Source organism: Bradyrhizobium sp. (assembly GCF_049798375.1).
GTDB lineage: Bacteria > Pseudomonadota > Alphaproteobacteria > Rhizobiales > Xanthobacteraceae > Bradyrhizobium.
The window spans coordinates 1-24,331 of sequence record NZ_JBARGP010000257.1 but is presented as its reverse complement, the minus strand read 5'-3'; the positions used below and the strand labels follow the sequence as shown (position 1 = coordinate 24,331).

The following is a 24,331-nucleotide window of genomic DNA, read 5'->3' as shown; positions in this document are numbered from 1 at the left end:
CGCCACGGTGGTGCCTTCGACCAGCGTGGGGCGGAAATCGCCGGCGCTCAGGTCGCGGGCTGCGGGATCCGGCGCGCCCATGCCCTTGACCAGCGCCGCCCGTGCATCGAGCAACTGGCGATCGAGCGCGTGGGTGGCAAAACGATCGAGCGCTTGCACGGCGTCGCTCGCCGGATAGACGATAGCGGAACGGCTCGATCCAAAGCGCGCATCGAACGTGGTGGCTGCGAGCGGGGCCGCAGGCAAAGCCGCCGCAGCAAGCGGAGCCTGATCGGCATCGGCGCTGACCCAGGCGGCAGCGCCAGCTGCGATCGCGAGCGCGGCGAACACAAGCGCAATCGTCTCCGACCGACCGATACGGCCGCGCAACAACAGCACTGCTACACTCACGTCGTCGGAAGGCATCACAACCCCAATACACTCCCCATCGGATGGCCTCAAGCTGGGCGTCCGACCCCACGGGGAGATTCGACCCGTCGTGGCATAGAATGGACAAGACTGCGGCATAATCTAGACAAAAGCCAGATAAGTTTATCCGGCCACACTGCAACCGAGACGAGCGGCCCCTTCAAAAAGGCGCGTGAATTGAGAAAAACGACTTCAAACCCAATAGCTTGGAGAGAATCATGAGCAGCATGCCTCATGATCTGAACCGTTTTGTGGCGGCTCAGGAGCCGGTTTATTCGCGCGTGGTCGTGGAGCTGGCCGCGGGGGCGAAGCAAAGCCACTGGATGTGGTTCGTTTTCCCGCAGATCGCGGGGCTCGGCTTTTCGGCCATGGCGCAGCGTTATGCGATCGGCTCACGGGGGGAGGCCGAGGCCTATCTCGCCCATCCCGTGCTCGGCCCGCGCCTGATCGAATGCACCCGCCTCGTGCTCGGCGTGGGCGGCAAGACCATCTACGCCATTCTCGGCTCGCCCGACGATCTCAAGTTTCGTTCGTCGATGACCTTGTTCGATGCCGTCTCAGACAACCCAATCTTCGCGGAGGCGCTCGAAAAATATTATGCTGGCGAGAAAGATCCGGCGACGCTTGCAACTCTGGAGCGCATGGCGAACTCTTGAGCCGTAAAAAAACAACTCACACGCGAGCTGCGGTGCGATGAGCACGATGTGCCCCGACGACGGATAAACCTGCGATTAATCCAGTCAATTTACGGTGTCGGTACACATTTTCCTTACCGTGATTGGTCCAGTCGCATGAAGCTTGGCGCCCTGCTCACGATTTCAATCGTCTCTTTGTCCACCGTCGGCGGCGGTATCTCACTCTACGTCGCCGCCTCGAAATATCAGACCATGGGCCAGGTCTCCGTCGCGCAAGCCCGGCTTGCGGTGGTGCGGGCCGCCGGTGACATTCCGCGTTATCTCAACCCCGAACGCGGCTTTGCCACCAATATCCTGTTTGGACCGCCGTCGATTGACCCCAAGCAGCGCGCCGAGCTCGATACCTACCGCAAGCACACCGATGGCGCAGTCGACAAGATGATGGAGGTGCGCAAGCAGCTCTCCGGGCTCGATGATGCCGATGCGGTGGCGAGCGCCATCGATGCGCTGAAGGTGAAGTTCTCGGCCCTGCGCGAGATGATGGACCAGGGCCTCGCTAAGCCGCCGGAAGCGCGCCGCGACGCCGCAAAGGCTGCCGTCGCCGGGAATAGCGCCTTCAACACTGCGGTCGCCGGCCTGCTCGATGGCCAGGTGCGCAAGCTCGCCGCGCTCGACGGCGATGCCTTCCGCCAGGCCACCTATGCCAACGTAGCGTGGGCGCTGCGCGACATCGGCGGCCTCAATGCGAGCATCCATAAGGCCCTTGTCAGCGCCAAGCGCCCGGCCACCGAAGCCGAGATCAAGGAGCTCTATCGCAGTCAGGGCCGAACCGATCAGATCGAGCTCACGCTGGAGGAGTTGCGCAAAAATCCGGCGACGCCGCCCTCGGTCGTTGCAGCGCTGCAGCGCATGACCGAGGCGTACACGCAGCGCTTCGGCAATGAGTTGAAGATGGTGAAGGACGGCGCCGCGACCGGCAAGTACGAGCACGACGTCGGCGCCTTCTATGTGGAATCCCAGCTCGGCCTCGGCGCTATCATCGGTGTGCGCGACGCGTTCTACGACCATGCCGAGCAGACTCTCGGCGCGGCCTATTCGGCGGCTCGCGTCAGCTTTTTCGTGGCGCTCGCGGTGCTCGTGATCTTTGTTGCCGCCAGCGCCGGTCTGATCGTCATGGTCCGCCGCCGCATCTGCCAGCCGATCGTGGATCTCACGGCGTCGATGGAACGCCTTGCCGGCGGCGACATGAACAGCGCGATCGCGGGATTGGAGCGCGACGACGAGATCGGCGCGATGGCAGCAGCCGTCGGCGTGTTCAAGGACAACATGGTCAGGGCCGACGCGCTTGCCGCCGAGAAGGCGGCCGACAGCGACGTCAAGGTGCGCCGCGCCCAGATGCTCGACGAGCTCGCCCGCAGCTTCGAAACCAAGGTCACCGAGCTGATCGGCGGTCTCTCCGGCGCCTCGGCGGAGATGGAGACCACCGCGCAGTCAATGTCCTCCACCGCAAATGCCGCCAACCGGCAGGCTGGCCTGGTCGCCACCGCCTCTGAGCAGACATCGAGCAACGTGCAGACGGTGGCCAGCGCCACTGAGGAGCTGACCTCCTCGATCTCCGAGATCGGCCGCCGCGTCGCCCAGTCCACCGAGATCGCCGCCCGCGCCGTCGGCAATGCGCGGCGCACCGGCGATACCGCGCGTTCACTGGCCGAAGGCGCGCAGAAGATCGGCGACGTGGTGACCTTGATCCGCAGCATCGCCGAGCAGACCAATCTCCTGGCGCTGAACGCGACCATCGAGGCCGCACGTGCCGGTGAGGCCGGCCGTGGCTTCGCGGTGGTGGCCTCCGAGGTCAAGTCGCTGGCTGAGCAGACTGCGAAAGCGACTAGCGAGATTTCCGAGCAGATCACCTCGATCCAGACCGCCAGCGACGAGACGGTCGCGGCGATCCAGGACGTCGTCAACGTCATCACCGAGATCGACCAGATCGGCGTCGCGATTGCCTCCGCGATCGAGCAGCAGGGCTCGGCGACAACCGAGATCTCGCGCAGCGTCCAGGACGCCGCGCGCGGTACCCGCGACGTCAACAGCAACATTTCCGGCGTGCAGCAGGCGGCCGACCAGACCGGTCAGGCGGCTCAGCAGGTGCTCTCGGCAGCGTCGCAATTGTCGTCGCAGTCGCGCGACCTCGCTGGCCAGGTCAACCGCTTCCTGTCGGAGGTGCGCGCGGCGTGACGGTTCCATGACCGGGGATTTCTCGATCGAGTACGACGAGGCAACTTGATCGCGCCAAGATTTGCGGTTCCCATCTGCAGCGTTGTTTTTCACAGGAGACGCACCGATGAGGAAATTGTTTCTGATTGCCGCACTCGCCAGCTTCGCGGCGAGTTCGGCCTTTGCGCAGGACAGCTGCGACAGCAAGGCGACGGGCAAGGACGGCAAGCCGCTGGCCGGCGCTGCCAAGGCCTCGTTCATGAAGAAGTGCATGGCCGACAGCTGCGAGACCAAGGCGGTCGGCTCCGACGGCAAGAAGCTCGCCGGCGCCGCCAAGACCAGCTTCATGAAGAAGTGCGAAGCGGGCGGCTAAGTTCGGTATTTCTACGGCCCGCTCCGCCCGGTGCTCCAGGCGGGGCGGCACTTCTCAGCTACGCAGGCTTATTAGCTGCGCAAGCCTGGCGCCTCGTGGCCGCTGCGGGCGACATATTCGGTGTAGCCGCCACCGTATTGATGAATGCCGTCCTCGGCCAGCTCGAGCACCCGGTTCGACAGCGCCGCCAGGAAGTGGCGGTCATGCGAGACGAACAACATGGTGCCTTCGAACTCCGCGAGCGCGCCGATCAGCATCTCCTTGGTCGCGAGGTCGAGATGGTTGGTCGGCTCGTCCAGCACCAGGAAGTTCGGCGGGTCATACAGCATCTTGGCCATCACCAGCCGCGCCTTCTCGCCGCCCGACAGCACCCGGCACCGCTTCTCGACATCGTCGCCGGAGAAGCCGAAGCAGCCGGCCAGCGCGCGCAGCGAGCCTTGGCCTGCCTGCGGGAAGGCATCCTCCAGCGACTGGAACACGGTCCGGTCGCCGTCGAGCAGGTCCATCGCGTGCTGGGCGAAATAGCCCATCTTCACACTGCCGCCGACCGTCACCGTGCCGTCATCGGGATCGGCCGCCCCGGCCACGAGCTTCAGCAATGTCGACTTGCCGGCGCCGTTGACGCCCATCACGCACCAGCGCTCGCGGCGGCGAATTCCGAAGTCGAGCCCGTCATAGATCCGGCGGCTGCCATAGCTCTTGTGCACGCGCTTCAGGCTGACCACGTCTTCGCCGGAGCGCGGCGCCGGCAGGAACTCGAATGCGACGGTCTGGCGGCGCTTCGGCGGCTCGACGCGCTCGATCTTGTCGAGCTTCTTCACCCGGCTCTGCACCTGCGCCGCGTGCGAGGCCCGCGCCTTGAAGCGCTCGATGAACTTGATCTCCTTGGCCAGCATCGCCTGCTGACGCTCATACTGCGCCTGCTGCTGCTTTTCGTTCAGCGCGCGTTGCTGCTCGTAGAACTCATAGTCGCCGGAATAGGTGGTGAGCTGGCCGCCGTCGATCTCGACGACCTTGCCGATGACGCGGTTGATGAACTCGCGATCATGCGAGGTCATCATCAGTGCGCCTTCATACCCCCTGAGGAACTGCTCCAGCCAGATCAGGCTTTCGAGATCGAGATGGTTGCTCGGCTCGTCCAGCAGCATCACGTCCGGGCGCATCAGCAGGATGCGGGCCAATGCCACGCGCATCTTCCACCCCCCCGAGAGCTTGCCGACATCGCCGTCCATCATTTCCGGGCTGAAGCCGAGACCCGACAGCGCCTCGCGCGCGCGGCTGTCCAGCGCATAACCGTCGAGCTCCTCAAAGCGGGCCAGCACGTCGCCATAGCGCGCGATGATCTCGTCCATTTCGTCGGCGCGGTCCGGATCGGCCATCGCGGCCTCCAGCTCCTTCAGCTCGGTCGCGACAGCCGAGACGGGGCCTGCGCCGTCCATCACCTCAGCGACCGCGCTGCGGCCGGACATCTCGCCGACATCCTGGTTGAAATAGCCGATCGAGATACCGCGATCGAGCGACACTTGGCCCTCGTCCGGCTGTTCCTGCCCCGCAATCATACGGAACAGGGTCGATTTTCCGGCGCCGTTGGGGCCGACAAGGCCGATCTTCTCGCCCTTCTGCAGCGCTGCCGAGGCTTCGATGAAGAGGATCTGGTGGCCGACTTGCTTGCTGACGTTATCGAGGCGGATCATGGGGGCTCAAGAGCGTGGACCGATTTACCGCCGCTCTTAGTCCATGCTGCGCCGCAGTGGAAGGCGCTTTTCGCGCTTCCGCGCCCTCCCCTTCAAAGCCGCCTAGTCCCGTTTGAAATATTGCACCTCCTATTTGTGTGCCGGCATCGGCATTGTGCCCTGCATCTGGTGCGACGACGTGTCCGACACTGGCGTCGCCGGCGCTCGATGCCGCATCTTCATACCGAGACCGCCGCCCGGCTGATTGACGTCCGGAACAATGGCGACGTTGAGCATCATGCCGGCGTCCTCGTGATCGAGAATATGACAATGCAGCACATATTCCCCGATGTAGCGGTCATACCGGGTGCGGATATGCACCTGAAAATTATTCTCCACGAAGATCGTGTCGCGGAAGGTATGGCGCATGCCGCAATATTGGTTGGCCAGCTGCTGGCTGTCTCCCGAAACTATTCCGGGCATGCAGTTGCCGTCCTTGTCATAGATCGATTGCTGCTGCCCGTTCTGAAGCGTCATGGTAACATCCATCACCTCGAACGGATTGACGTGGATGTGGAAGATGTGCGGCTCGCCCTGCGCACTCAAAATCCAATCATCCGTGGTGTTGACCTGGCGCGTGATGTTGACGACATCGGGATCGTAGGACTGGCCATTGACCTGAAACAGCGGGAAATTGCTTCCCGGCGGCGGTCCCTTGATGGTGAAAACAGCCTTCTGCGTGTCGGTGCCGGATGGCGGCGCCAGCGCGACGAAGGGCGCCCAGGGATCGAGATCACCCGTCTTCAACCCATCGCGAACGGCAGCCGGTAGCTGCGGGTTGGCGTCATAGAGCGCCTGCTCGACATAGACGCGCAGGTCTGTCGTCACTGCGGTCCCACCGCGGACGTGAACATAGGCCAGAAGTTGTGGTGTCGACGGTCCCTGGCCGCCGGCGCCGTTGCTTGCGCGCTCCTGCGCGGGAGCGGCCTGGTCCAGCAGGCAATAGTCGCCCTCGTCCGGGAAGACGACCAGGACGTCGCTGCGATATCCCGGCTGCAGATAGTTCGATTCCATCACGCCGCCGGTGGTGCTGGCGTGGATCTGATGCAGCTTGGTCCTGGTCAGCCCATCGGACGCAATCTCGAACTGCGGGATCAGAGTATCCGGCGAAGCCAGACAGGTCGTTAGCAGGTCGGGAAGCTGCTCACGACGATTGCCCGTGAGTGCCGACGTCGCGATCAGATTGTTGCCCCGGACCGGCTTTGCCCGCACGATCTGCACATTGATGGTGTCGTGAATGCCCGCATGCACGAACCGCCAGCGCTGGATTTGGCCGGCTGGCAATGTGATGGTCGGCTGCACCACGCCGTTGATGCTGGTGAAGCGGCCATTGGTGTCCCAGATCGATGGCGAATCCAGCTGCAGCGAGAAATTTTCGACGACGCCCGGACTGACCGGATTGCCCTCTGTCGGCAATGGACAGATCCAAGGCGCATTCTGAACCGCCTGGCTGCTGCTGGCGTTGTAGAGGCCCTGGCTGGTCCAGATCTGCTGCCAGGGACCGCCCGGCTGGTTGGGCTGATTGGCGAAGCAGGCATAGGCGATTTGCTGAAACAGGAAGAACTGCTCGGGCAGCGGCGTGCCATTGACGTCGTGCAAGATCGTATCGATGTCGGCGATCGGACGAGGATTGCCGGGCGACGGCGGCGTGTACGGACTGTTACCGCGCACCACCAGTACGCCGGAGGCGCCGCTGGCGACCTGCACGGCCGTCGATCCGTGGCGATGGGCGTGATACCAGAACGTTCCGGCGGGATGGTCGGCCGGGATGTTGACCTCATAGGGAAACTGCGTCTGCGGCGTGATGTTGAGCAGCACGTTGTCGCTATTTCCCGCCGGCGACACGTGCAGGCCATGGGTGTGCAGGTTGGTGGTGTTGAAGCAGCTCACGCCGGGCGGCAGGCCCAGGCCCGACGGCGGACTTTCGAGGCAACTCGGATCGTCGACATTGAGCTTGTTGACCAGGTTGACGCGCAGCGTATCGCCCGGCCTGACATTGATCAGGGGCCCCGATTTGCAACCGCCGTAGGAGCGCAGCTCGACCGGATCGTCGCCGTTCGGCTGCGGGTCGGTCGGATCGGGGTTGTTGATAGTGAAATGGGCGCGGACGAAATCGAGCCGCGCGGTGACGATCGGGCCATTCCGCGACACCATTCCTTGCGGCCGGCACGGACCGGGCTGGGCCGTGAGTGGCACCGCGGCGGCCGCAGGAGCGCCCTCCTCGACCAGAACCGGCGGTGCTTCGAACGGGTGGACCTTCTGGGCAGCGGCCGTGACGTTGACGGCGAACGCCGCGACCAGCGCGGCGACAAGCAGGCAGGCGCTTCTCATGAGCTCTCTCCCCATGCGCACGCCATCAGGCGCACGTTCGCACAAGGAGAATACCGGTCGCTCAAACCGTCAAGCGTGTGGGATCACAAACATTCAATCCTTGAAAGATTTTTCGCCGCAGGGCCTGTCGCTGCACGCCAGCGGAATTCAAGGCTCCAATCCGGCGGTGCGCAGCGCGTCGGCAAATTCTGATGACGCCAGATGGCGCAGCAGATCTCCGGCCTGCTGACGTCGCGACGACGCCGTCATCAGGCCGGCGGAGAAGATGGCCGGAATCTGCAATGCAAAGGGGATCGGTCCGACGACCTCGATGCCGTCGACCTGCTTGAGCTCGCTGATCTGCTGAACCGCAAGGTCCGCCTCGCCCGAAACCAGCCGCGCCGCAGTCAGGCCCGACGGAATGACGACCGCCTTGGCGTTGATCTCCGCGGCAATTCCCATTCGTTCGATCAGGCTAGCGAACAGGATGCCGCTGGCGCCGATCCGCGAATAGGCCACCCGCGCAGCCAGCAACGCATCGCGCAATCCTGCTTCGTCAGCGACATCGGGATGTGGTGCACCGGCTCTCACCGCAAGACCGACATAGGAGCGCGCAAGATCCACGCAGCTCGCGGCGATCACCTTTCCTTCATCGGCAAGCTCATGCAGGCCCTCGCGCGTGAGAATGACGAGATCGGCCGCATCGCCTGCGCGCAGCCGCTCCAACAGTGCCAGCGTCGGTGCAAAATCTGCGTCGATGCGGCAGCCAATGGTGCTGACATAGGGTTCGACAAGCTGTTGCACCGCGGTTTTCACGGCCAGGGTCGAAAGCACGCGTACCATTTCACTCATCAATTCAGGCCCGCTGCAGGAGCTTGAGCGCCGCGCTAAGACGCACGCTACGTTTGCCGGCCAGTGCCGTTGCCTCGAAGCGCGCGCTGTCCATGTCGCAGGTGCCGGCAAAGCCGATGCCCACCTCATGGCCGCCGAAGATCAGGTCGACGCCACGCGCTGGCGTGTGCTCCTGATTGAGGATCTGGCCCTTCCAGCGGCCATGCTCGGAGGCGTAGGCGCCGAGATAGTAGAAGTAGTTGTCGCCGCCCAGGATGCGACCCTCGTTGAGCAGCATCACGCCCGTCAGGCCGCCGTCGACACCATCGAGCAAACGGAGGTGGATGGAATAGAGTCCGTTGACGATGCCGCCCGCGCCGGTCGCGCCGGTCGCCGGCAGCGACGGCTCGTCGACCGGCGTCAGGACGGACTGAAACGGCACGCCGGGCAGTTCCTTGAGCTCACCTGCAAAACGGTAATTTCTGCCATCGGCGCGGCCACGGGCCAGCAAGGTGGCGTCGTCGGTGCCCGCCATGGCTGAGTAATGTGGATCAGGATTGTGGCGGCTGGTCCTGATCTCGATCGCGATCTCTTCGCCGATGGCCTCGAATGATCCGATATGGGCGAAGGCCGAACTGCCGCCGAGCATCCGGCCGCCACGCGCATACATGACGCCACGCCCCGGCGTCGGGCCGAGTTGATACCTGCTTGTGTAGAATCCTCCGAACACAGCCGCGCTCCCCCACGGGCTGGACACTGTCAGCAATGATTAGCACGGCCGCAAATTCAATGGGAAGCGGCGACGTCGCCAACGTGCTGTTACAACGCAGCCGTCACGAAACAAATCCGCCGGAGCGAAACTCCGGCGGATCATGCTGTCAGCCCTTTGTCGAAGGAGGCGATATTCAGCGACTGACGGCTCAGGCTGCAGCCTTCGCGCCGGTCGGAACCGTCGAAACCGTCTTGAGGATCTGCGACGCGATCTGGTAGGGGCAGCCCTGCGAGTTCGGGCGGCGATCTTCCAGATAGCCCCTGTAGCCATTGTTGACGAAGGAGTGCGGCACGCGGATTGACGCACCGCGGTCGGCCACACCCCAGCTGAAGGTGTCGATCGAGGCGGTCTCGTGCTTGCCGGTCAGGCGCATGTGATTGTCAGGGCCATACACCGCGATGTGGTCGGCACGGTTGGTCTTGAAGGCCTCCATCAGCTGCTCGAAATAGTCTTTGCCGCCGACTTCGCGCATGTACTTGGTCGAGAAGTTGGCGTGCATGCCGGAACCGTTCCAGTCGGTGTCGCCGAGCGGCTTGCAGTGGAACTCGATGTCGACGCCGTACTTCTCGGTCAGGCGCAGCATCAGATAACGGGCGATCCACATCTGGTCGGCGGCAGTGCGCGAGCCCTTGCCGAAGATCTGGAATTCCCACTGGCCCTTCGCGACCTCCGCGTTAATGCCTTCGTGGTTGATGCCGGCCGCAAGGCAGAGGTCGAGATGCTCTTCCACCATCTTGCGCGCGAAGTCGCCGACGTTTTTGTAGCCGACGCCGGTGTAATACGGGCCCTGCGGCGCCGGAAAGCCTGATGACGGGAAGCCGAGCGGACGGCCGTCCTTGTAGAAGAAATATTCCTGCTCGAAACCGAACCACGCATCCGCGTCGTCCAGGATGGTCGCGCGCGAGTTCGACACATGCGGCGTCTTGCCGTCCGGCATCATGACTTCGCACATCACCAGAGCACCGTTGGTGCGGGCGGCGTCGGGATAAACCGCAACCGGCTTCAGCACGCAATCGGAGCTGTGACCTTCGGCCTGCATGGTGGACGAGCCGTCGAAGCCCCAGAGAGGCAGTTGTTCCAAGGTCGGGAAGGAGGAAAATTCCTTGATCTGAGTTTTGCCGCGGAGATTCGGCACCGGCTTGTAGCCGTCGAGCCAGATGTACTCGAGCTTGTATTTCGTCATTGAGCCTCTCTGTTAAATCGAAAGGTGGGAGGCCAGAAGCACTGGGCCTGCCCCGCTTACCCGGCCACGATCGGCCGGCCTCTCTTAAGCACGTAACGTGCCAAATACTGCGGCGCGGCGCCGCACCCGACGCAGGTGCGAAAAGGGTCTTTCCCCAGCTTTTCGGAACACGCGGGGTGCGACATAGCATCGCGTCTAGCGCGTGGCACGCGTTCTGGGGGCCGCGGCGCAGTCACGAATCCCGCTTGTTTCAGTGGCATCGCGGCCCGCCACACGACCTCCGATCAAGACGGCGGCAGTCGCACGAAATGTTTGGAAACGCTTTCGCGCGGCTTCGCAACCTTCGGCCCGGCCCAGATGTTGGTCTCCTGCCGGCTGCTTCGCAGGAAGCAAACCACGAACTGCCTACAAAACGCGCAAGTGCTGATTTCCTTTTCATCACATTGCATTCCCCGGAGCACCGCCAAATATCCGAATCGGTAAACCACAAGAGAACAAGTCGAGCGCACCATTTGTTGTGTTCAATGGAAAGGAGATCGAGATGAACACCAATGTTGGTCAGGGATCCGCAAGGATCTATCAATTTCCGCGCGGGGGCCGAGCAGCCCTCGATGAACGTCGTTACGGCGAGGTCGAAACCAGCCGAGAGCAGGCTCCCGCTCTGCAGCCGACGATTTGCAGCGGCAGCTGGTATCATGAGGAGGCAATCCAAGAAACCAAGCCGGCATGGGACCGCTAATGCCGATATCAACCGTACGAGCGGCCTGGCGCCGTCTCGATTGAAGGGTCGGAACGTCAACGTTCCGGCCCTTTGTTTTCGAGGGATTCGCAAGCCGTGGCCGGCCGATGCGCGTGGCGGATCGCGACCTCACCGGCTTTGCTGATCATCAGTGTCAGGCCCCCGCCGGAATAGCGCGGCCCCGACCATCCGAACCGCCTGGCAAGCGTCACTTGGCCGGCATCGATCTGCAGGAAGGAACGCGGTCGCAGGCCATGCCAGGGCCGCTGCCGCCGATGTGAAACTTGATCGATCCATGGCGCCCCCCGAAAATACACCGGTATCACCGGCCGACTCGTGAACGGAACCGGCTTTGACATGATTTCACCGGCACGGCTGATGGGGTAGGCTGAGTGGATGTCAGAGACCCCTGCCCGTCATCTCAATCTCGAAGGCGCGAGCAATTTTCGCGACCTCGGCGGCTACCTCACCAGTGACGGCCGCACGATCCGCTGGCGGCAAATGTTCCGCTCCAATCACCTGGGCCACCTGACCGAGGCCGACATCGCGATCGTGCGTCAGCTTGGCGTCCGCAGTGCGTTCGACTTCCGCGGCCGCGAGGAGCGGGCGGCAGCGTTGTGCGGCATCGCCGACATCACCGTGCATTCGCTGCCGATCGAGCCTACCGTCGTGGCCACTCTGCGTGCACGCCTCGCCGCCGGTCGGCTCACGGCCGAGGATGCGCTGGAGATCATGCGCGAGTCCTACCGGAACTACGTCCACCTCAGCACCGACAGTTTCCGTGGATTGTTCACGCATCTACTGGAGGATCGTGCGCCGCTGGTGATCCATTGCACAGCGGGCAAGGACCGCACCGGCTTTGCCTGCGCGTTGATCCTGCATGCGCTCGGCGTCCCCGATGACGTGATCGCGGACGATTATCTCCTGACCAACCGCTTCTACCGGCGCGATCCCGCCGCCAGCACGGACCTGCCTGACGATGTCAGGGACGCGATTGGGTCGGTCCATGCCTCGTTTCTGACCGCCGGGTTCGAGGCGGTGCAGACCGACTATGGCGGCCTCGACGGCTATCTCAGGGATGGCCTCGGTATCGGCACGTCGGAGCGCGCCGCCCTGCAGGCGCGCTATCTGGCGGCTTGATGACCGCCCTCAGGCGGCGTCGGCCGACTCGGCCTCGGCGGCTTCCAGCGCATCGAGATCGGCGATGACCTCCTCGAACGCGGTAATCGCCTGCTGCACGGCTGCGATCTGCATCAGCTCCCAGCCAGTGACCGGGCCGGCGCGGTTCTGCAGGGCGACCACCAGGTCGCGGCGCTGCTCCTTGAGCTGAACCAGCGGCAAACCATGGTCCGGCAGATGTCTCATCATGGCGAAGCTCCAACACCCCTGTCCTTCAAGGCTCGAAGGTACCGGGCCGTCCTCGCGATCAGCTTACGAAAGCCGAGCTAATTTTAGCGATTTGGCTCCGGTCAACTACGGACCGCGCCTCAGGTGCCGACACCATCGCGTGACAAAGTGCCTTGGTCGAGCAGGCCGTCGCCCAATCGCTCATATGGAGATGCTCGTCGGCGCCATCGTCCATGATCGCCAGCGGGATCTGCCCTTCCGTGCACCAGCGCTTCATCAGCGCCCAGCGCTTGAACAGATTGACCTCGCGCCGCGCGGCAACCTCGGCGATGCGCGTTTCCAGCTCCTCCGACAATGCAAGCTTTCCGGATGTCGTCACGAGGGCAGCCGTGTATTGCAGGTCCATCAGCACGACATCCATCGGTAATCCTGCCAGCCATCCCAACCCGACATCGATCGCCGCGACGACCGCGTCGAAATTGTAGCTGTCCTTGTGGTAGATGGCGTTGGTGCCGACCTGCCAGATTACGAGCGCCGGCGCTTCCGCGATCACATCGCTTTCAAAACGAGCAAGCTGTTCCGGCGATTCCTGGCCGCCTATTCCGCGATTGATGATATCGATCATGCGGCCGTAGAAGGTGCTTTCCTGTCGAAACAGCTGCTCCAGCCGGTAGGGATAAGGCACCACATCCCCCACGCCTGCGGTCGATGAGGATCCTATCGCGACAACACGCGTCCTGCGCTGTCGGTTCAGGCTGTCGCGAAAATGAGGAAGCGGATGGTCGAAGGACACGAGATCGGGATGAGTATTGCAGGCTGGTGCGTCCGTCATTTGTCCCCCCCGTTTTTCGCCATCGCTCTCCGGTTGCATCGTCCTGCGAACCTCGCGCCATTGCAAGTCCCCTGCGTCGCAGCGATAGTAAGATATCGAAGCTGATCGGGACGAACGCGAAATGAACGGGACTGTCATCGTGATTACGGGGGCGTTGGGCGCGCTGGGCAGCAAGGTTGCCGAGATGGCGCTGGCGCGCGGCGCCCGTGTCGCCGGCGTCGACCACGCACAGGCGCAACTGCCCGCGACCGACGACCGGATCGAGCTCGGCGGCGTCGATCTCTCTGACGCCGCGCAGGCCAAGACGGCGATGGATGCTGTTGCGACGCATTTCGGCCGGCTTGACGCGCTGATCAACGTCGCCGGAGGCTTCACCTTCGAAGCCGCCGCCGATGGCGACGGCAGCGCCTGGCCGAAGATGTACCAGCTCAATGTGCTGACCGCGCTGAATGCCTCACGCGCTGCCCTGCCGCATCTGGCGCGCTCGAGCGCCGGGCGCATCGTCAATGTCGGCGCCATGGGCGCGCTGCAGGCTGGTGCCGGCATGGGCCCCTATGCGGCCTCCAAGGCCGGCGTGCACCGCTTGACCGAGGCGCTGGCAGCCGAGTGGAAAGGCAAGATCACCGTCAACGCGGTGCTGCCCTCGATCATCGACACCGCAGCCAATCGCGCCAGCATGCCGAAAGCAGATTTCGATAAATGGGTCTCCCCGCAGGAGCTGGCCGAAGTGATCCTGTTTCTGGCGAGTGACGCCGCCAGCGGCGTCACCGGCGCGTTGATACCGGTGGCTGGGCGGGTATAGCGTTTTCGAGCGAAGTGGACGGCGGTTGGCGTCAAGAAAACGCGTCAAACCAAAAGGTCGCGAGCTACAGCGGAAACCACTTTACGCTGCCATGTGTCTTCGCATGCCGCTAGACTTGCGGCGCCTGAGTCGCCCCTCGTATCGCAAGCTCTTGGATCCCGCTTGGAAACCGCGCTTTACCTGCCCGTCAAACGCTTTCTCGAAACCCTCGGCTTTCAGGCCAAGGGCGAGATCGGCGGCTGCGACGTGGTCGCGCTCAAGGGGGACGATCCGCCTGTCGTCGTGATTTGCGAGCTCAAGCAGGCCTTCAATCTCGAGCTTCTGATGCAGGCGGTCGATCGCGCCGGCGCGTGCGACGAGATTTGGATCGCCGCAAAACTGTCGGTACGCGGCAAGGGCCGCGAGAGCGATGCGCGCTACCGCAATCTGTGCCGACGGCTCGGTTTCGGCATGCTGGGGGTCACCGATCACGGTGATGTCGAGGTGCTGGTGCCGCCTCCAACCGCGGCGCCCCGGCGCAATCCGAAGCAGCGCTCGCGCCTGGTCAGCGAGCACCAGCGCCGCAAGGGCGACCCAGTGCTGGGCGGCTCGACACGTGCGCCCATCATGACCGCTTACCGTCAGCAGGCCCTGGCCTGCGCCGCCGCGATGGCCGCTGGCCCGCAGCGCGTACGCGATCTGCGCCCCCGGATCCCGGACGCGCCCAAGATCCTGCAGCACAATGTCTATGGCTGGTTCGACCGCACCGAGCGCGGCATCTACGCGTTGACCGACGCCGGCCGCGCGGCCTTGCAACGCTGGCCTCAGGATTCCCACATGCAGGACCAAGGGCTCGGCGTTCGCGAGATGGTGAGCGCATAGCAGGCTTGTGCTGCGAATTTCATATTGCAATGCAACATAGAGGCTCCTAGGTATCCCGGATCATTCACGAGGCCCCCATGAGCGAAGACTGGAATACCAAGTACGGCACGCGGCGAGTGCGGCGCGATCCGCCGACTCTGGAAGAAGCGATTTTTGCCGCTTCCGGCATCACCGATGACGTGCAGGCGCAGGCGGAGATCGCCTCGGCGCTGATGGGTCTTCCGCTCGAGCAGGTGCTGCCCGAAGTGAAGAAAGCCAGCCGCGTCGCGGCTCGCACCAATACGCGCGTCGTCATGGCCGATCAGGGCACGACGCAACGCGCCGTGGTGGTCGAGCGCCGCACCGCGCGCCGCTTCAACTTCGCCCCGCGCACCGGGACCTGAACGGCTCAGCGCTTCAGCTGGACGGGTACTGAAACGACGAGAGCGCGACAGCTGATAGCCCGCTGCCGCGCTCTCGTCTTTTGAATGTGCATCGACGTCAGGCGGCGCGCTTGGCGCCATACATCCGGCTGACGATCTTCCAGCAGATGCGGTTGAGCTGGAAAAAGACGCGCGCGGCAGCGAGCGGCATGTCGATCACAAGTTTCGTCATCTCGTTCTGCGGCTGCTGCGTCAGATCGATCGTGCCGGTGGATTCGCCGCGCTCGAACACCAGATTGGCGCCGAACTTGGCGGCCAGCGCACGCATCGCATGGTTCTCCGCGCCGGTGGTGACGCGCAAGCGACGATAGCCCCTCCAGCGGGCTTCCGCGATCACCCGCTCAAACAGTAGGCTGCCGACGCCACGCCGGCGCATGCAGGCTTCGACGCTGAAGGCGATCTCCGGCAGCCGGTCCTCGGAATGCTCCGGCGGATGCAGTTCGGCCGCGCCACGCACCATGCCATTTTCCATGTAGGCGACGATGGTGGTGCCGTCTGCGGCGCATTTGGCGGCATAGCGCTCGATGAAGCCGTCATCGAGAAAGCCGTTGAAGCGATCATGACGGCTGTCGGCATCGAGGCGCAACAGATGGTCGCGCAACAGCGGCAGCTCTTCGTGCTGGCTCAGCGTCCGCACATAGCCGAAGCCCTGCCGGGGGCGAAAGGTATCGATCTGTGGCACTGCTAAAACTCCTCTTGGAAGCCCTCGAGGAGGCGTTGAATCCCTAGATCAATCTATATTGTGCATCGCAACATAGAATTCAAGCCCTGCGTTCTGCAGGACGACCTTTCGCGCTGGATCAGGCAATGCGTCGTTAACGGCCAGCACGCCCCCGTAGTCATACGAGAACGAGTTGGGTCTGGGTGACGATCGCGAGCAGTTTCCCGTCTTCGGTTTCCAGCCGGGTCTGCCACACCTGAGTACGGCGACCCCGATGCACGGGCGTGGCGGTCGCGACCACTGTCGTTCCTTCCTTCGCGCCGCCAATGAAGTTGGTCTTGCTCTCGATCGTGGTGGTGCCCTTGGCGTCATCAGGCAGGTTGATCACGGTCGCGGCCGCGCCGACGGAATCGGCGAGCGCCATGATAGCCCCACCATGGATCGTGTGATGCAAGGTGCAGAGATCCGGCCGCACCAGCATGCGCGCGACAACGCGGTCAGGCTGGGCTTCGGTGAAGACGACACCCTTCAGTTCGGCGAACGGCATCTTCAAGGAGTTGATCTTTTCGAGCGGCGTCATTCCTGCCCCTTCACGCGACGTTAACGACGAAGAATGACGCGCGCACGCGGTCACGGCAATGACCTCGGAGGTCATTGCCGGCTTAGTGTTGTCAGCTCACGCCTGCTCGACGCCGCACCATTCGGCGATGAACAGCGCCGTGGCCTTGGTCGATTGGCGCAGCGAATCGAGCTCGACATATTCGTTGAAGCCGTGCATCGCCGCGCCGCTGGCGCCGAAGCACAGGCTCGGAATGTCGTAGTCGAGCCCGTAGAACCGCGTGTCGGTCAGCGCAGTGAACACGAGATCCTGCACTTGGCCGCCGAACACCGCGTTGAAGGCCCGGCCGAACGCCGCTTCCGGCTCGGCCGAATCCTTCAGCTCGTAACCCTCGGAGAGGAAGCCCGACCATTCCACCGTCGGCGGGTTGTTGGACAGGAAGCGATGATTGCGCGCCGCACTGGCGACGCAGGCCAGGATCTCATTTTGGCAATCCTTGATCGACCAGCCCGGCAGCACGGCGATGCGGCAATCGACGTCGCACCAGGCCGGCACGCTTGAGGCCCAGTCGCCGCCCTTGATGATGCCGGGATTGAAGTTGATCGGGTGATTGAGATTCTTGAAGTGGCGATCGGCCTTGGCGCGCTCGTTCCACGCGATCTCGAGCTTTTCGAGCGCATGGACCAGATGATAGGCCGCGGTGATCGCATTGGAGCCCGCGCCGGCCTCGAACACGTGCACCGGGAAGCCGCGCACCCGAAGCCGAAACCAGATCACGCCGACCTGCGAGCGCACCATCTTGCAGCCGGTCGGCTCCGGGATGAAGCAGGCGTCGGCCCGATAGCCGCGCTGCAGGGTGGAGAGCGCGCCGATGCCCGTGCTCTCCTCTTCGATCACGGACTGGAAATGGATTCGCGCCGTCGACTTCAGGCCTGCCGCTTTGATCGCGTCCAGCGCATACAGCGCGCCGATGGTGCCGGACTTCATGTCGCAGGCGCCGCGGCCATACATCTTGCCGTCCTTGATGACGGGCGAGAACGGCGGCGTCTCCCACATGTCGAGCGGCCCCGTCGGCACCACGTCGCAGTGGCCCTGCAGGATCAGCGATTTGCCGGCATTGTTGGACGGACGGTAGGTTCCAACCACGGTGCGAGCGCGCGAGAAATCCGTCTCGACCGGACCAAACCCGCGCAGATCCTTGAGATCGTCGAGATCAATATGCCAGTCGTCGACCTCATAGCCGCGCGTGCGCAGGAGGTCGCCGATCATGTCCTGGCATGGTCCCTCCGCGCCGCGGGTCGACGGAATGGCGACAAAATCGCGCGTGGTGGCAAGCTGCCGGTCAAACCCGGCGTCGACGGCATCGAGAATGCGCTGTTGGGTCTCGCTCGTGATCATTGTCTCAGGGATTCCTCTTGTCGGGCAGCCGATCCAATCACAGTTCCGCTGCGGATTGCAGGCTTTTTGGCGCCGCTTTCAGAATCACAGAGGTCCCCCTACACTTTCGCATGTCCTGCTTGGCTGCGAGCTGAATGGTGAGGAATGACCAACAACCGAAACGTTCTGTATCTGATCATCGGCGTTCTGGTCGTTGCCGTCGGCGTGCTCGGCTTCAACCTCTATCAAGCACGGAAGCAGCCCGAAGGTCTGCAGATCAACGTCGGGCCCAACGGCCTGAAGATCGAGAGCAAGTGATGCGTGGTCCTCTGATGCGCAACCCGTACGAACTATCCGTTTCGACCGCTCTGCTCGGTGCGGCGCTGCTGATCGGCGCGGCAGCACCCGCGCAGGCGCAGACTTACGGCCGCGAGCAGGACATCACCGATCTCCGCCTCGGCCAGCGCGTGATGGTCGATGACGGCACCTGCCCGGCCGGACAGGTCAAGGAGGTGTCCGGCGCCAAGATGACACCGGAAGGCGTTGCGCGCGCCATCAAATGCGTGCCGCGCTTCGGGCCAAAGAAGAGGTAATCCAGCCGGCTGCAAGCGGGCGAAGGCCGCGCGCTTTGTGACGCGCAGCACAGTCCAATGGTTCCCCGACCGGCAAAGCTCGCGCAGCATCAATCGCGAGCATGAGCCATGTTGCAGACCCAGGCCCTCCCGTTCCCAGGCACCATACCCGCTCCCAACGGCGACTTTCGTCGCTACGCCCTGCTCGGCTATGCCTCGATCGCACTGACATTCGGCGGCTTCGGCATCTGGGCCAATTTCGCTCCGCTCGACCGTGCGGCGATCGCACAAGGCACGGTCTCGGTGTCCGGCGATCACAAGGTGGTGCAGCACCGCGAAGGCGGCATCATCCGCGACATCCTGGTCAAGGAGACCCAGCACGTTCATCAGGGCGACGTGCTGTTCCGGCTGCAGCCGACCGAGGCCCAGGCCAATACCGACATCCTGCGCAAGCAGATGGACGCAGCACAGGCCGAGGAAGCCCGGCTGGTCGCCGAGCGGGGCAATGCGCGGCTCATCACCTTTCCGGACAGTCTGCTGCGACGGCAGAATGTTCCGGAGACCGCGATTGCGATCGCCGACCAGCAGCGGCAATTCATCGATCGTCGCAACGGGCTCATCAACCAGGTCAACATCCTGAACTCGCAGATTGCTCAGCAGCAGCAGGAGCTGGCCGGACGCGACCGCCAGCGCGCCTCGCTGACCGACCAGCTCACGAGCTTCAACACACAGATCAACAATGTACGGCCGGCGCTGGCGCAGGGCTTCTTCGCCCGCAACCGCTTCCTCGAGCTCGAGCGCGAGCGCGACCACGTCGAAGGCGATCTCGGCCAGGCGCAGGCCGACGTGGCGAAATTGACACAGACGATCGCGCAGACCCGGCTGCAGATCGAACAGGCCCTGCAGAAATACCAGACCGAGGTTTCGCAGCAGCTCGACACCATCAGAGCCAAGCAGTCCGATCTGCGCGAGAAGATCGTGATCGCCGAGGACGTGCTGCGCCGGATCGACATCCATGCCGAGCGCGACGGCATTGTGATGAACGTGAAGGTTCACACCATCGGCGCCGTTGTGAAGCCCGGCGATACGCTCGCCGAGATCGTGCCGGTCGGCGAAGGCCTCGACGTCATGGCCCACGTCTCGCCGCACGACATCGAGAGCGTCGCGATCGGCCAGAAAGCCGAAGTGCGCTTCCCGAATTTCTCCTCGCGCTCGACGCCGACCATCTTCGGCAAGGTCGCGAGCGTCTCCGCCGATGCCGTCACCGAGACCGGCTCCAAAGACAGCTACTACGGCACACGCGTCGTCATCGACTATTCCGCGCTGCCGCCCGAGGTTGCGAACCACATCCTGCCGGGCATGCAGGCCGACGTGATCATCACGACCGGCGAGCGCACCGCGCTTGAATACCTGGTCGGGCCGATGGTCAACATGCTGGCCAAGACCTTCCGCGAGAAATGAGGGATGTCACGGGGTGCTGGTTGGCAGCTCGGCCATTGCCCCGGTCGCGATGTCGCGGCATCTGACGACCCCGACCAGTTCGATCGCGGCACCCGCCTCGCCTTTGGCCGCAAGGACCGCGCGATGAAATGCAGCGGCATCATTCAGGCCCGCACTGCGCGCCACCTCCATCGACAGCGCCAGCTGCCAGCTCTTCTGGTAGGCCACCGCAGCGAGCCGCGCCGGCAGATCGGCGCCGACGCCAAGCACTGCGATCCGCGCGCTCTGCCCGAACGCCACCCGCCCCAGCACCAGCTCGCCGGCATGCATGCCCATGCTGGCCTGCATCGGCCGGCCAATCTCCGCGGCGACCTTTTCGTTGACGCGGTCGAGCGCAAGGTCGAGCGCACGTGCCGCGTCGACGGCGTCCTTGCAGCCCTGCTCCAGGCCGCGCTGCTCGCCGAACACGGCGAGCACGGCATCGCCGAGAAAGTGATCGACACGGCCGGAGTGACCTTCGACCGCCTGGCCCACGGCACCGAAGAATTCATTCATCAGGAACACAAGATCGTAGGGCAAGCGATCGCGCGCGATCGCGTCGAACTCTCTGAGGTGGACATAGAGCAGGCAGAGCGGCCGGCGCGTGCCGGCGTCAAAACCGCCGTCGGATACGGCGGCCGTCACCGGCTCCGTTCCCGGCGACACCAGCCGCGTCACGACCAGCGGCGCAGTGGGCCGGATCTGACAGGCGAGCCTGACGTTGCCGGTCGGATTGAACGGCGCCAGCGTCGCGCGCTCGGCGCCATCAGGCGGCGCGAGACTTTCATGACCCTCGTCGATCCGCACCCGGCACAGACCGCAGCGAGCGCGGCCGCCGCACTCCGCCACATGCATGAGGCCATGATTGCGGCTGATCTCGAGCAAGGTCGGGCCGACAGCAGACTGGATCTTCTCACCACCCGCATAGCTAATCGCAATCTTCGGTGCAGCCAGCATGTTGAACTGTCGGAACGCGACGCCGACCGCGACCGCCGCGAGGACGATCGCAAAGCCGATCCGCGCGGCAATCTCATACAGCGCAAGCCACGCCGCCTCGGCGACATCGGGCCAGTGCGTCACGCTGCGCATGCGCTCGGCCATGGCGGGATCGGCGAGCAGCGCCGCGACGAACCGGCCCGACACCACGAAGCCCATCAGCGCGGCCATCGGAATGGCGACCGCGAGCACCACCCACAATGGCTTCGTGAGCTGATACCAAGCATCGAACTTGAGCCAGTAATGCAGTCCGAGACAGGCATGGCTCCAGACCAGCAGCAGCAGCACGCTCTGTGTCCAGGCTCCCGCCGGCCAGAGCCAGGCGAGTGCATAGAGATAGCTGTCCTGCACCCCGAACAGCGCATTCGCGACGTGGGTATCGATGATATGCGGCAACAGCAGGAAGGGAATGGCGAGCCCGGTCGCAAGCTGGGCGAGTTCCCAGGCCGGCAAGCGAAGGGTTCCGCGACGCAGCGTCTTCGCCAAAGCGAGCACCACATGAGTGAGCAGCGCTGCACCGAGCACCACCATGCCGGGCCATGAGCGCGTCACCGCGAGGCGCCACTCCTGCACCTCGTCCATCGCTTCCAGGCTGAACAGGCCGACCGCGTGATTGAGAAAATGCGTCGCGGCAAAGGCGAACAGCACCAGGCCCGAGACAAGACGGAGATTTTGAGTCGTCACACCACGCATGATCGCTTCGGCCCGCCCTTGGTCTCCCTTCCGCTACCCGCTCATCATGACGAACTCAAGCAGAGTAGCTCGACGACCCATTGTGTGAGGTCAATCACGGTTGAAACCTGATCGGTCTGGGACAGTCCCGCATGTCCGGCGCGAACCAACGCTCGGGCCCATCGACATCGCGAAGCGAGGGACTTAGCCCATGACGAACGCCACACGCCGAAGCCCACTCGGTCAGGCGCTGCGCGCCTGCTTTCCCGCCCTGATCGCAACCTTCGTGCTCAGCCTGTTCATCAATGCCAGCATGCTGGCCTCGCCGCTCTATTCGATGCAGGTCTATGACCGGGTGCTGACAAGTCGCAGCGTCGGCACACTGGTCATGCTGACCCTGATCGTCGGCATCTTCCTTGCGCTCTACGGCATCCTGGAATTTGCCCGTTCCGGCGTGCTGGCACGCGCCGGCGTGCAGTTCGAAGGCATCCTGCGCCATCCTTTGTTCGAGACCATGATGAAGGCGGAGCTATCGCCGCGCCATCGCTTTGGCCAGCAGGTGATCCGCGACGCCGAGACCATTCGTGACTGCTTGTCCAGCGGCACCGCCGCGGTTGCCTGCGACCTGCCCTGGACGCCGATCTACGTGTTGCTGTGCTTCATGCAGCATGCCTATCTCGGCATTCTCGCGGTGTTCGGCTCGGTCCTGCTGTTCTCACTGGCCTTGTTCACCGAGCTCTACACCCATTCGAGCGTCGACCGCACCAACGCGCTCGCCAACGAGGCCTCGCGCATCGTCGCCGCCGCGCTGCGCAACGGCGAAGTCATCCGTGGCCTCGGTATGGCCGACATCGTGATGGATCGCTGGAGCAATCGCCAGTCGGCGATGGTGCAGGCGCACAGCACGCTTGTCGAGCGCGGCGCGGCCATGCATGCGGTGACCAAGTTCGCGCGCCAGGCCGTGCAGACCTCGCTGCTCTGCATCGGCGCCTGGCTCGCGATCGAGCGTCAGATCTCGCCCGGCGCCATGATGGCGGCTTCGATCATCATGGGTCGCGCGCTGGCTCCGGTCGAGCAGGTCGTCGGACAATGGAAGCGGATCATCGCATTCCGCTCCGCCTATCGTCGGCTCGAGGATCTGTTCCAGGCGCTGCCACTGTCGGCGGCACCGACGGCGCTGCCGACACCGCGCGGCGAGATCCAGGTCGAGAATGCCGTAGTGTGGCCGACGGGCGCGAGCCGCCCCGCGGTCAAAGGTGTGAGCTTTTCGCTGCGCGCCGGTGAGAGCCTCGCCATCGTCGGTGCCTCGGCGAGCGGCAAGTCGTCCCTGGCGCGCGCCATGGCCGGCGTCTGGCCGCTGCGCGACGGCGTGATCCGGATCGACGGTGCCGCCTACAGCCAGTGGGACCAGACCCGGCTCGGCAAACATATCGGCTACCTGCCGCAGGACATCGAATTGTTCTCCGGCACGGTGGCCGAGAATATCGCCCGCCTCGGCAAGGTCGAAGATGACGCGGTGGTCGCCGCGGCCAGAGCGGCCGGCGCGCATGAGGTGATCCTGCGGCTGCCGAACGGCTACGACACACCAATCGGCGACGGCGGCGTGGCACTGTCTGGCGGCATGCGCCAGCGTGTCGGCCTCGCCCGCGCGCTTCATGGCGACCCGCGCCTGCTGATCCTGGACGAGCCGAATTCCAATCTCGACGAGGACGGCGAGAAGGCACTGGCCAAGGCGATGGCCTCGGCGAAGGCCGCCGGCCGAACCGTGATCGTGGTCACGCACCGTCCGCAGCTTTTGGCGCATGTTGACAGCATCATGGTGATGACCTTCGGCAAGGTGCTGGTGACCGGCCCGCGCGACCAAGTGATCGCCAAGATGCGCGGCCAGCGCGTCGTCGTCGCCCATGATCGGGCCGCCGCCACGGCCGCTGCGTGATCATCGAGGTGCCGCGCCACAGACGCGCACCGCAAGGACTGAAAGGACAGATGTCATGACCTCTTTTGCGACGACTTCGAAAACCATCCGCCTGGCACTTGCGTTGACGGTCCTGACGCCGGTGCCGTTGCTTGCGCAAGCGTTGACCGCGCGCGAGATGCTGGCACAAGCGCAAAACCAGCCGGTGACGTTGCCGGGTGAGACCAACAAGAAGCCCGGCGCGACCGAGATGGCCAAGCTGGAGGTCGGCAAAGCCGATCCGACTCGGCCGCAGTCGGCCAGGCCCCAGCCGCCTCAGGTCGAGCTCGCCCCGCCGATGCCGATCATTGCGCCTGCGGCTCCGGAGCAGCCGATACCCGCAGCATCGATCCAGCCGGGCTCGCAGAATCGCGTGGCAGTCGACAGCGCCCCCGCAATGCCGGCGCCGGATATCGCAAAAGCTCCGCCCGCCCCGATTGTCATACAGGCGGCTCCGTCAGTTGCCGTCCCCGTCGCGCCAGCGCCAGTTGCTGTCGTATCGCCTGCGCCGACATTACCGGCTGCCACGCCCGCGCCGGTGACTCAGGCCCGCGCATCGCAGCCCGCGCCGGCCGCGCCGCATGCGCGCGTCGCGGACA

At 64.1% G+C, this 24,331-nt stretch carries 24 protein-coding genes and 1 pseudogene; 13 read left to right on the top strand and 12 right to left on the bottom strand.

Annotated elements, in window-relative coordinates; genetic code table 11:
* A pseudogene (locus WA702_RS11000) lies at positions 1–405 on the bottom strand (hypothetical protein); the annotation flags it as partial.
* A gap of 221 nt (positions 406–626) precedes the next feature.
* On the opposite strand from WA702_RS11000, the gene WA702_RS10995 reads away from it, so the two are divergent.
* The 3 genes from WA702_RS10995 (at position 627) to WA702_RS10985 (ending at position 3,630) form a co-directional block, all read left to right on the top strand.
* Positions 627–1,064, top strand: coding sequence for a DUF1810 domain-containing protein (locus WA702_RS10995; protein ID WP_425110542.1), 438 nt, complete (start codon positions 627–629; stop codon positions 1,062–1,064).
* 135 nt (positions 1,065–1,199) lie between these two features.
* Positions 1,200–3,278 (top strand): methyl-accepting chemotaxis protein, encoded by a 2,079-nt coding sequence (locus WA702_RS10990; protein WP_425110541.1) that lies wholly within the window; start codon positions 1,200–1,202, stop codon positions 3,276–3,278.
* 106 nt (positions 3,279–3,384) lie between these two features.
* Entirely contained in the window at positions 3,385–3,630 is a 246-nt protein-coding gene (locus tag WA702_RS10985) for a hypothetical protein (protein ID WP_425110540.1), read from the top strand.
* A gap of 71 nt (positions 3,631–3,701) precedes the next feature.
* Here WA702_RS10985 and WA702_RS10980 read toward each other — a convergent pair whose 3' ends face one another.
* The 5 genes from WA702_RS10980 to WA702_RS10960 all read right to left on the bottom strand — a co-directional run bounded on the left by WA702_RS10980 (position 3,702) and on the right by WA702_RS10960 (position 10,459).
* Entirely contained in the window at positions 3,702–5,324 is a 1,623-nt protein-coding gene (locus tag WA702_RS10980) for an ABC-F family ATP-binding cassette domain-containing protein (protein WP_425110539.1), read from the bottom strand.
* 129 nt (positions 5,325–5,453) lie between these two features.
* The gene (locus tag WA702_RS10975) at positions 5,454–7,694 is read right to left on the bottom strand and encodes a multicopper oxidase family protein (RefSeq protein WP_425110538.1); all 2,241 of its coding nucleotides are present in this window, start codon (positions 7,692–7,694) and stop codon (positions 5,454–5,456) included.
* 147 nt (positions 7,695–7,841) lie between these two features.
* The gene (locus tag WA702_RS10970) at positions 7,842–8,525 is read right to left on the bottom strand and encodes a substrate-binding domain-containing protein (protein ID WP_425110537.1); all 684 of its coding nucleotides are present in this window, start codon (positions 8,523–8,525) and stop codon (positions 7,842–7,844) included.
* Positions 8,526–8,529: 4 nt separating this feature from the next.
* A complete protein-coding gene (locus tag WA702_RS10965; RefSeq protein ID WP_425110536.1) occupies positions 8,530–9,234 on the bottom strand; it encodes a GrlR family regulatory protein in 705 nt (234 codons plus the stop codon).
* A gap of 190 nt (positions 9,235–9,424) precedes the next feature.
* Positions 9,425–10,459 (bottom strand): glutamine synthetase beta-grasp domain-containing protein, encoded by a 1,035-nt coding sequence (locus WA702_RS10960; RefSeq protein ID WP_425110535.1) that lies wholly within the window; start codon positions 10,457–10,459, stop codon positions 9,425–9,427.
* Positions 10,460–11,000: 541 nt separating this feature from the next.
* Here WA702_RS10960 and WA702_RS10955 point away from each other — a divergent pair.
* Together WA702_RS10955 and WA702_RS10950 are read left to right on the top strand one after the other, a co-directional pair.
* Entirely contained in the window at positions 11,001–11,198 is a 198-nt protein-coding gene (locus WA702_RS10955) for a DUF2735 domain-containing protein (RefSeq protein ID WP_425110534.1), read from the top strand.
* A gap of 396 nt (positions 11,199–11,594) precedes the next feature.
* On the top strand, positions 11,595–12,338 hold the full coding sequence (locus WA702_RS10950; RefSeq protein WP_425110533.1) for a tyrosine-protein phosphatase: 744 nt from the start codon (positions 11,595–11,597) through the stop codon (positions 12,336–12,338).
* 9 nt (positions 12,339–12,347) lie between these two features.
* Here WA702_RS10950 and WA702_RS10945 read toward each other — a convergent pair whose 3' ends face one another.
* Together WA702_RS10945 and WA702_RS10940 are read right to left on the bottom strand one after the other, a co-directional pair.
* Positions 12,348–12,566: a hypothetical protein gene (locus WA702_RS10945; RefSeq protein ID WP_425110532.1), complete on the bottom strand. Its 219-nt coding sequence runs from the start codon at positions 12,564–12,566 to the stop codon at positions 12,348–12,350.
* 58 nt (positions 12,567–12,624) lie between these two features.
* Positions 12,625–13,416: an SGNH/GDSL hydrolase family protein gene (locus WA702_RS10940; RefSeq protein WP_425110531.1), complete on the bottom strand. Its 792-nt coding sequence runs from the start codon at positions 13,414–13,416 to the stop codon at positions 12,625–12,627.
* Positions 13,417–13,498: 82 nt separating this feature from the next.
* Between WA702_RS10940 and WA702_RS10935 the strand changes: the two genes are divergently transcribed.
* From WA702_RS10935 to WA702_RS10925, 3 genes are all read left to right on the top strand, one after another.
* Entirely contained in the window at positions 13,499–14,179 is a 681-nt protein-coding gene (locus WA702_RS10935; RefSeq protein WP_425110530.1) for an SDR family oxidoreductase, read from the top strand.
* A gap of 162 nt (positions 14,180–14,341) precedes the next feature.
* A complete protein-coding gene (locus WA702_RS10930; protein WP_425110529.1) occupies positions 14,342–15,040 on the top strand; it encodes a DUF2161 domain-containing phosphodiesterase in 699 nt (232 codons plus the stop codon).
* A gap of 77 nt (positions 15,041–15,117) precedes the next feature.
* Complete coding sequence (locus tag WA702_RS10925; RefSeq protein ID WP_425110528.1) at positions 15,118–15,423, top strand: hypothetical protein; 306 nt, start codon at positions 15,118–15,120, stop codon at positions 15,421–15,423.
* A 97-nt stretch (positions 15,424–15,520) separates the two neighbouring features.
* Here the strand turns inward: WA702_RS10925 and WA702_RS10920 are convergent, their stop codons facing one another.
* The 3 genes from WA702_RS10920 to WA702_RS10910 form a co-directional block, all read right to left on the bottom strand.
* Positions 15,521–16,144 carry an N-acetyltransferase family protein gene (locus tag WA702_RS10920; RefSeq protein WP_425110527.1) on the bottom strand — a complete coding sequence of 208 codons (624 nt, stop codon included), beginning with the start codon at positions 16,142–16,144 and terminating at the stop codon, positions 15,521–15,523.
* A gap of 157 nt (positions 16,145–16,301) precedes the next feature.
* Complete coding sequence (locus WA702_RS10915) at positions 16,302–16,703, bottom strand: PaaI family thioesterase (protein ID WP_425110526.1); 402 nt, start codon at positions 16,701–16,703, stop codon at positions 16,302–16,304.
* Positions 16,704–16,799: 96 nt separating this feature from the next.
* Positions 16,800–18,080, bottom strand: coding sequence for an ArgE/DapE family deacylase (locus WA702_RS10910; protein ID WP_425110525.1), 1,281 nt, complete (start codon positions 18,078–18,080; stop codon positions 16,800–16,802).
* Positions 18,081–18,224: 144 nt separating this feature from the next.
* Here WA702_RS10910 and WA702_RS10905 point away from each other — a divergent pair, with 144 nt between their 5' ends.
* The 3 genes from WA702_RS10905 (at position 18,225) to WA702_RS10895 (ending at position 20,092) form a co-directional block, all read left to right on the top strand.
* Complete coding sequence (locus WA702_RS10905; RefSeq protein WP_425110524.1) at positions 18,225–18,377, top strand: hypothetical protein; 153 nt, start codon at positions 18,225–18,227, stop codon at positions 18,375–18,377.
* 14 nt (positions 18,378–18,391) lie between these two features.
* Positions 18,392–18,652, top strand: a complete 261-nt coding sequence (locus WA702_RS10900; RefSeq protein ID WP_425110543.1) for a DUF6719 family protein — start codon at positions 18,392–18,394, stop codon at positions 18,650–18,652.
* Positions 18,653–18,760: 108 nt separating this feature from the next.
* Positions 18,761–20,092 carry an HlyD family type I secretion periplasmic adaptor subunit gene (locus WA702_RS10895; protein WP_425110523.1) on the top strand — a complete coding sequence of 444 codons (1,332 nt, stop codon included), beginning with the start codon at positions 18,761–18,763 and terminating at the stop codon, positions 20,090–20,092.
* Positions 20,093–20,098: 6 nt separating this feature from the next.
* On the opposite strand, the gene WA702_RS10890 is transcribed toward WA702_RS10895, so the two are convergent.
* Positions 20,099–21,799, bottom strand: a complete 1,701-nt coding sequence (locus WA702_RS10890) for an adenylate/guanylate cyclase domain-containing protein (protein WP_425110522.1) — start codon at positions 21,797–21,799, stop codon at positions 20,099–20,101.
* A gap of 190 nt (positions 21,800–21,989) precedes the next feature.
* Here WA702_RS10890 and WA702_RS10885 point away from each other — a divergent pair, with 190 nt between their 5' ends.
* Positions 21,990–23,714 (top strand): type I secretion system permease/ATPase, encoded by a 1,725-nt coding sequence (locus WA702_RS10885; RefSeq protein WP_425110521.1) that lies wholly within the window; start codon positions 21,990–21,992, stop codon positions 23,712–23,714.
* 55 nt (positions 23,715–23,769) lie between these two features.
* Positions 23,770–24,331, top strand: a 562-nt coding sequence (locus WA702_RS10880; RefSeq protein WP_425110520.1) for a hypothetical protein, incomplete at its 3' end; no start/stop codon positions are given.

Excerpts from the sequence above, each read along its gene's own strand:
- WA702_RS10950 (WP_425110533.1), top strand. The coding sequence starts at position 11,595 with ATGTCAGAGACCCCTGCCCGTCATCTCAATCTCGAAGGCGCGAGCAAT.
- WA702_RS10915 (WP_425110526.1), bottom strand. The coding sequence starts at position 16,703 with ATGACGCCGCTCGAAAAGATCAACTCCTTGAAGATGCCGTTCGCCGAA.
- WA702_RS10900 (WP_425110543.1), top strand. The coding sequence starts at position 18,392 with ATGCGCAACCCGTACGAACTATCCGTTTCGACCGCTCTGCTCGGTGCG.
- WA702_RS10980 (WP_425110539.1), bottom strand. The coding sequence starts at position 5,324 with ATGATCCGCCTCGATAACGTCAGCAAGCAAGTCGGCCACCAGATCCTC.
- WA702_RS10945 (WP_425110532.1), bottom strand. The coding sequence starts at position 12,566 with ATGATGAGACATCTGCCGGACCATGGTTTGCCGCTGGTTCAGCTCAAG.
- WA702_RS10955 (WP_425110534.1), top strand. The coding sequence starts at position 11,001 with ATGAACACCAATGTTGGTCAGGGATCCGCAAGGATCTATCAATTTCCG.
- WA702_RS10975 (WP_425110538.1), bottom strand. The coding sequence starts at position 7,694 with ATGAGAAGCGCCTGCCTGCTTGTCGCCGCGCTGGTCGCGGCGTTCGCC.
- WA702_RS10935 (WP_425110530.1), top strand. The coding sequence starts at position 13,499 with ATGAACGGGACTGTCATCGTGATTACGGGGGCGTTGGGCGCGCTGGGC.
- WA702_RS10910 (WP_425110525.1), bottom strand. The coding sequence starts at position 18,080 with ATGATCACGAGCGAGACCCAACAGCGCATTCTCGATGCCGTCGACGCC.
- WA702_RS10995 (WP_425110542.1), top strand. The coding sequence starts at position 627 with ATGAGCAGCATGCCTCATGATCTGAACCGTTTTGTGGCGGCTCAGGAG.
- WA702_RS10940 (WP_425110531.1), bottom strand. The coding sequence starts at position 13,416 with ATGCAACCGGAGAGCGATGGCGAAAAACGGGGGGGACAAATGACGGAC.
- WA702_RS10890 (WP_425110522.1), bottom strand. The coding sequence starts at position 21,799 with ATGCGTGGTGTGACGACTCAAAATCTCCGTCTTGTCTCGGGCCTGGTG.
- WA702_RS10885 (WP_425110521.1), top strand. The coding sequence starts at position 21,990 with ATGACGAACGCCACACGCCGAAGCCCACTCGGTCAGGCGCTGCGCGCC.
- WA702_RS10895 (WP_425110523.1), top strand. The coding sequence starts at position 18,761 with ATGTTGCAGACCCAGGCCCTCCCGTTCCCAGGCACCATACCCGCTCCC.
- WA702_RS10925 (WP_425110528.1), top strand. The coding sequence starts at position 15,118 with ATGAGCGAAGACTGGAATACCAAGTACGGCACGCGGCGAGTGCGGCGC.
- WA702_RS10990 (WP_425110541.1), top strand. The coding sequence starts at position 1,200 with ATGAAGCTTGGCGCCCTGCTCACGATTTCAATCGTCTCTTTGTCCACC.
- WA702_RS10970 (WP_425110537.1), bottom strand. The coding sequence starts at position 8,525 with ATGAGTGAAATGGTACGCGTGCTTTCGACCCTGGCCGTGAAAACCGCG.
- WA702_RS10960 (WP_425110535.1), bottom strand. The coding sequence starts at position 10,459 with ATGACGAAATACAAGCTCGAGTACATCTGGCTCGACGGCTACAAGCCG.
- WA702_RS10905 (WP_425110524.1), top strand. The coding sequence starts at position 18,225 with ATGACCAACAACCGAAACGTTCTGTATCTGATCATCGGCGTTCTGGTC.
- WA702_RS10985 (WP_425110540.1), top strand. The coding sequence starts at position 3,385 with ATGAGGAAATTGTTTCTGATTGCCGCACTCGCCAGCTTCGCGGCGAGT.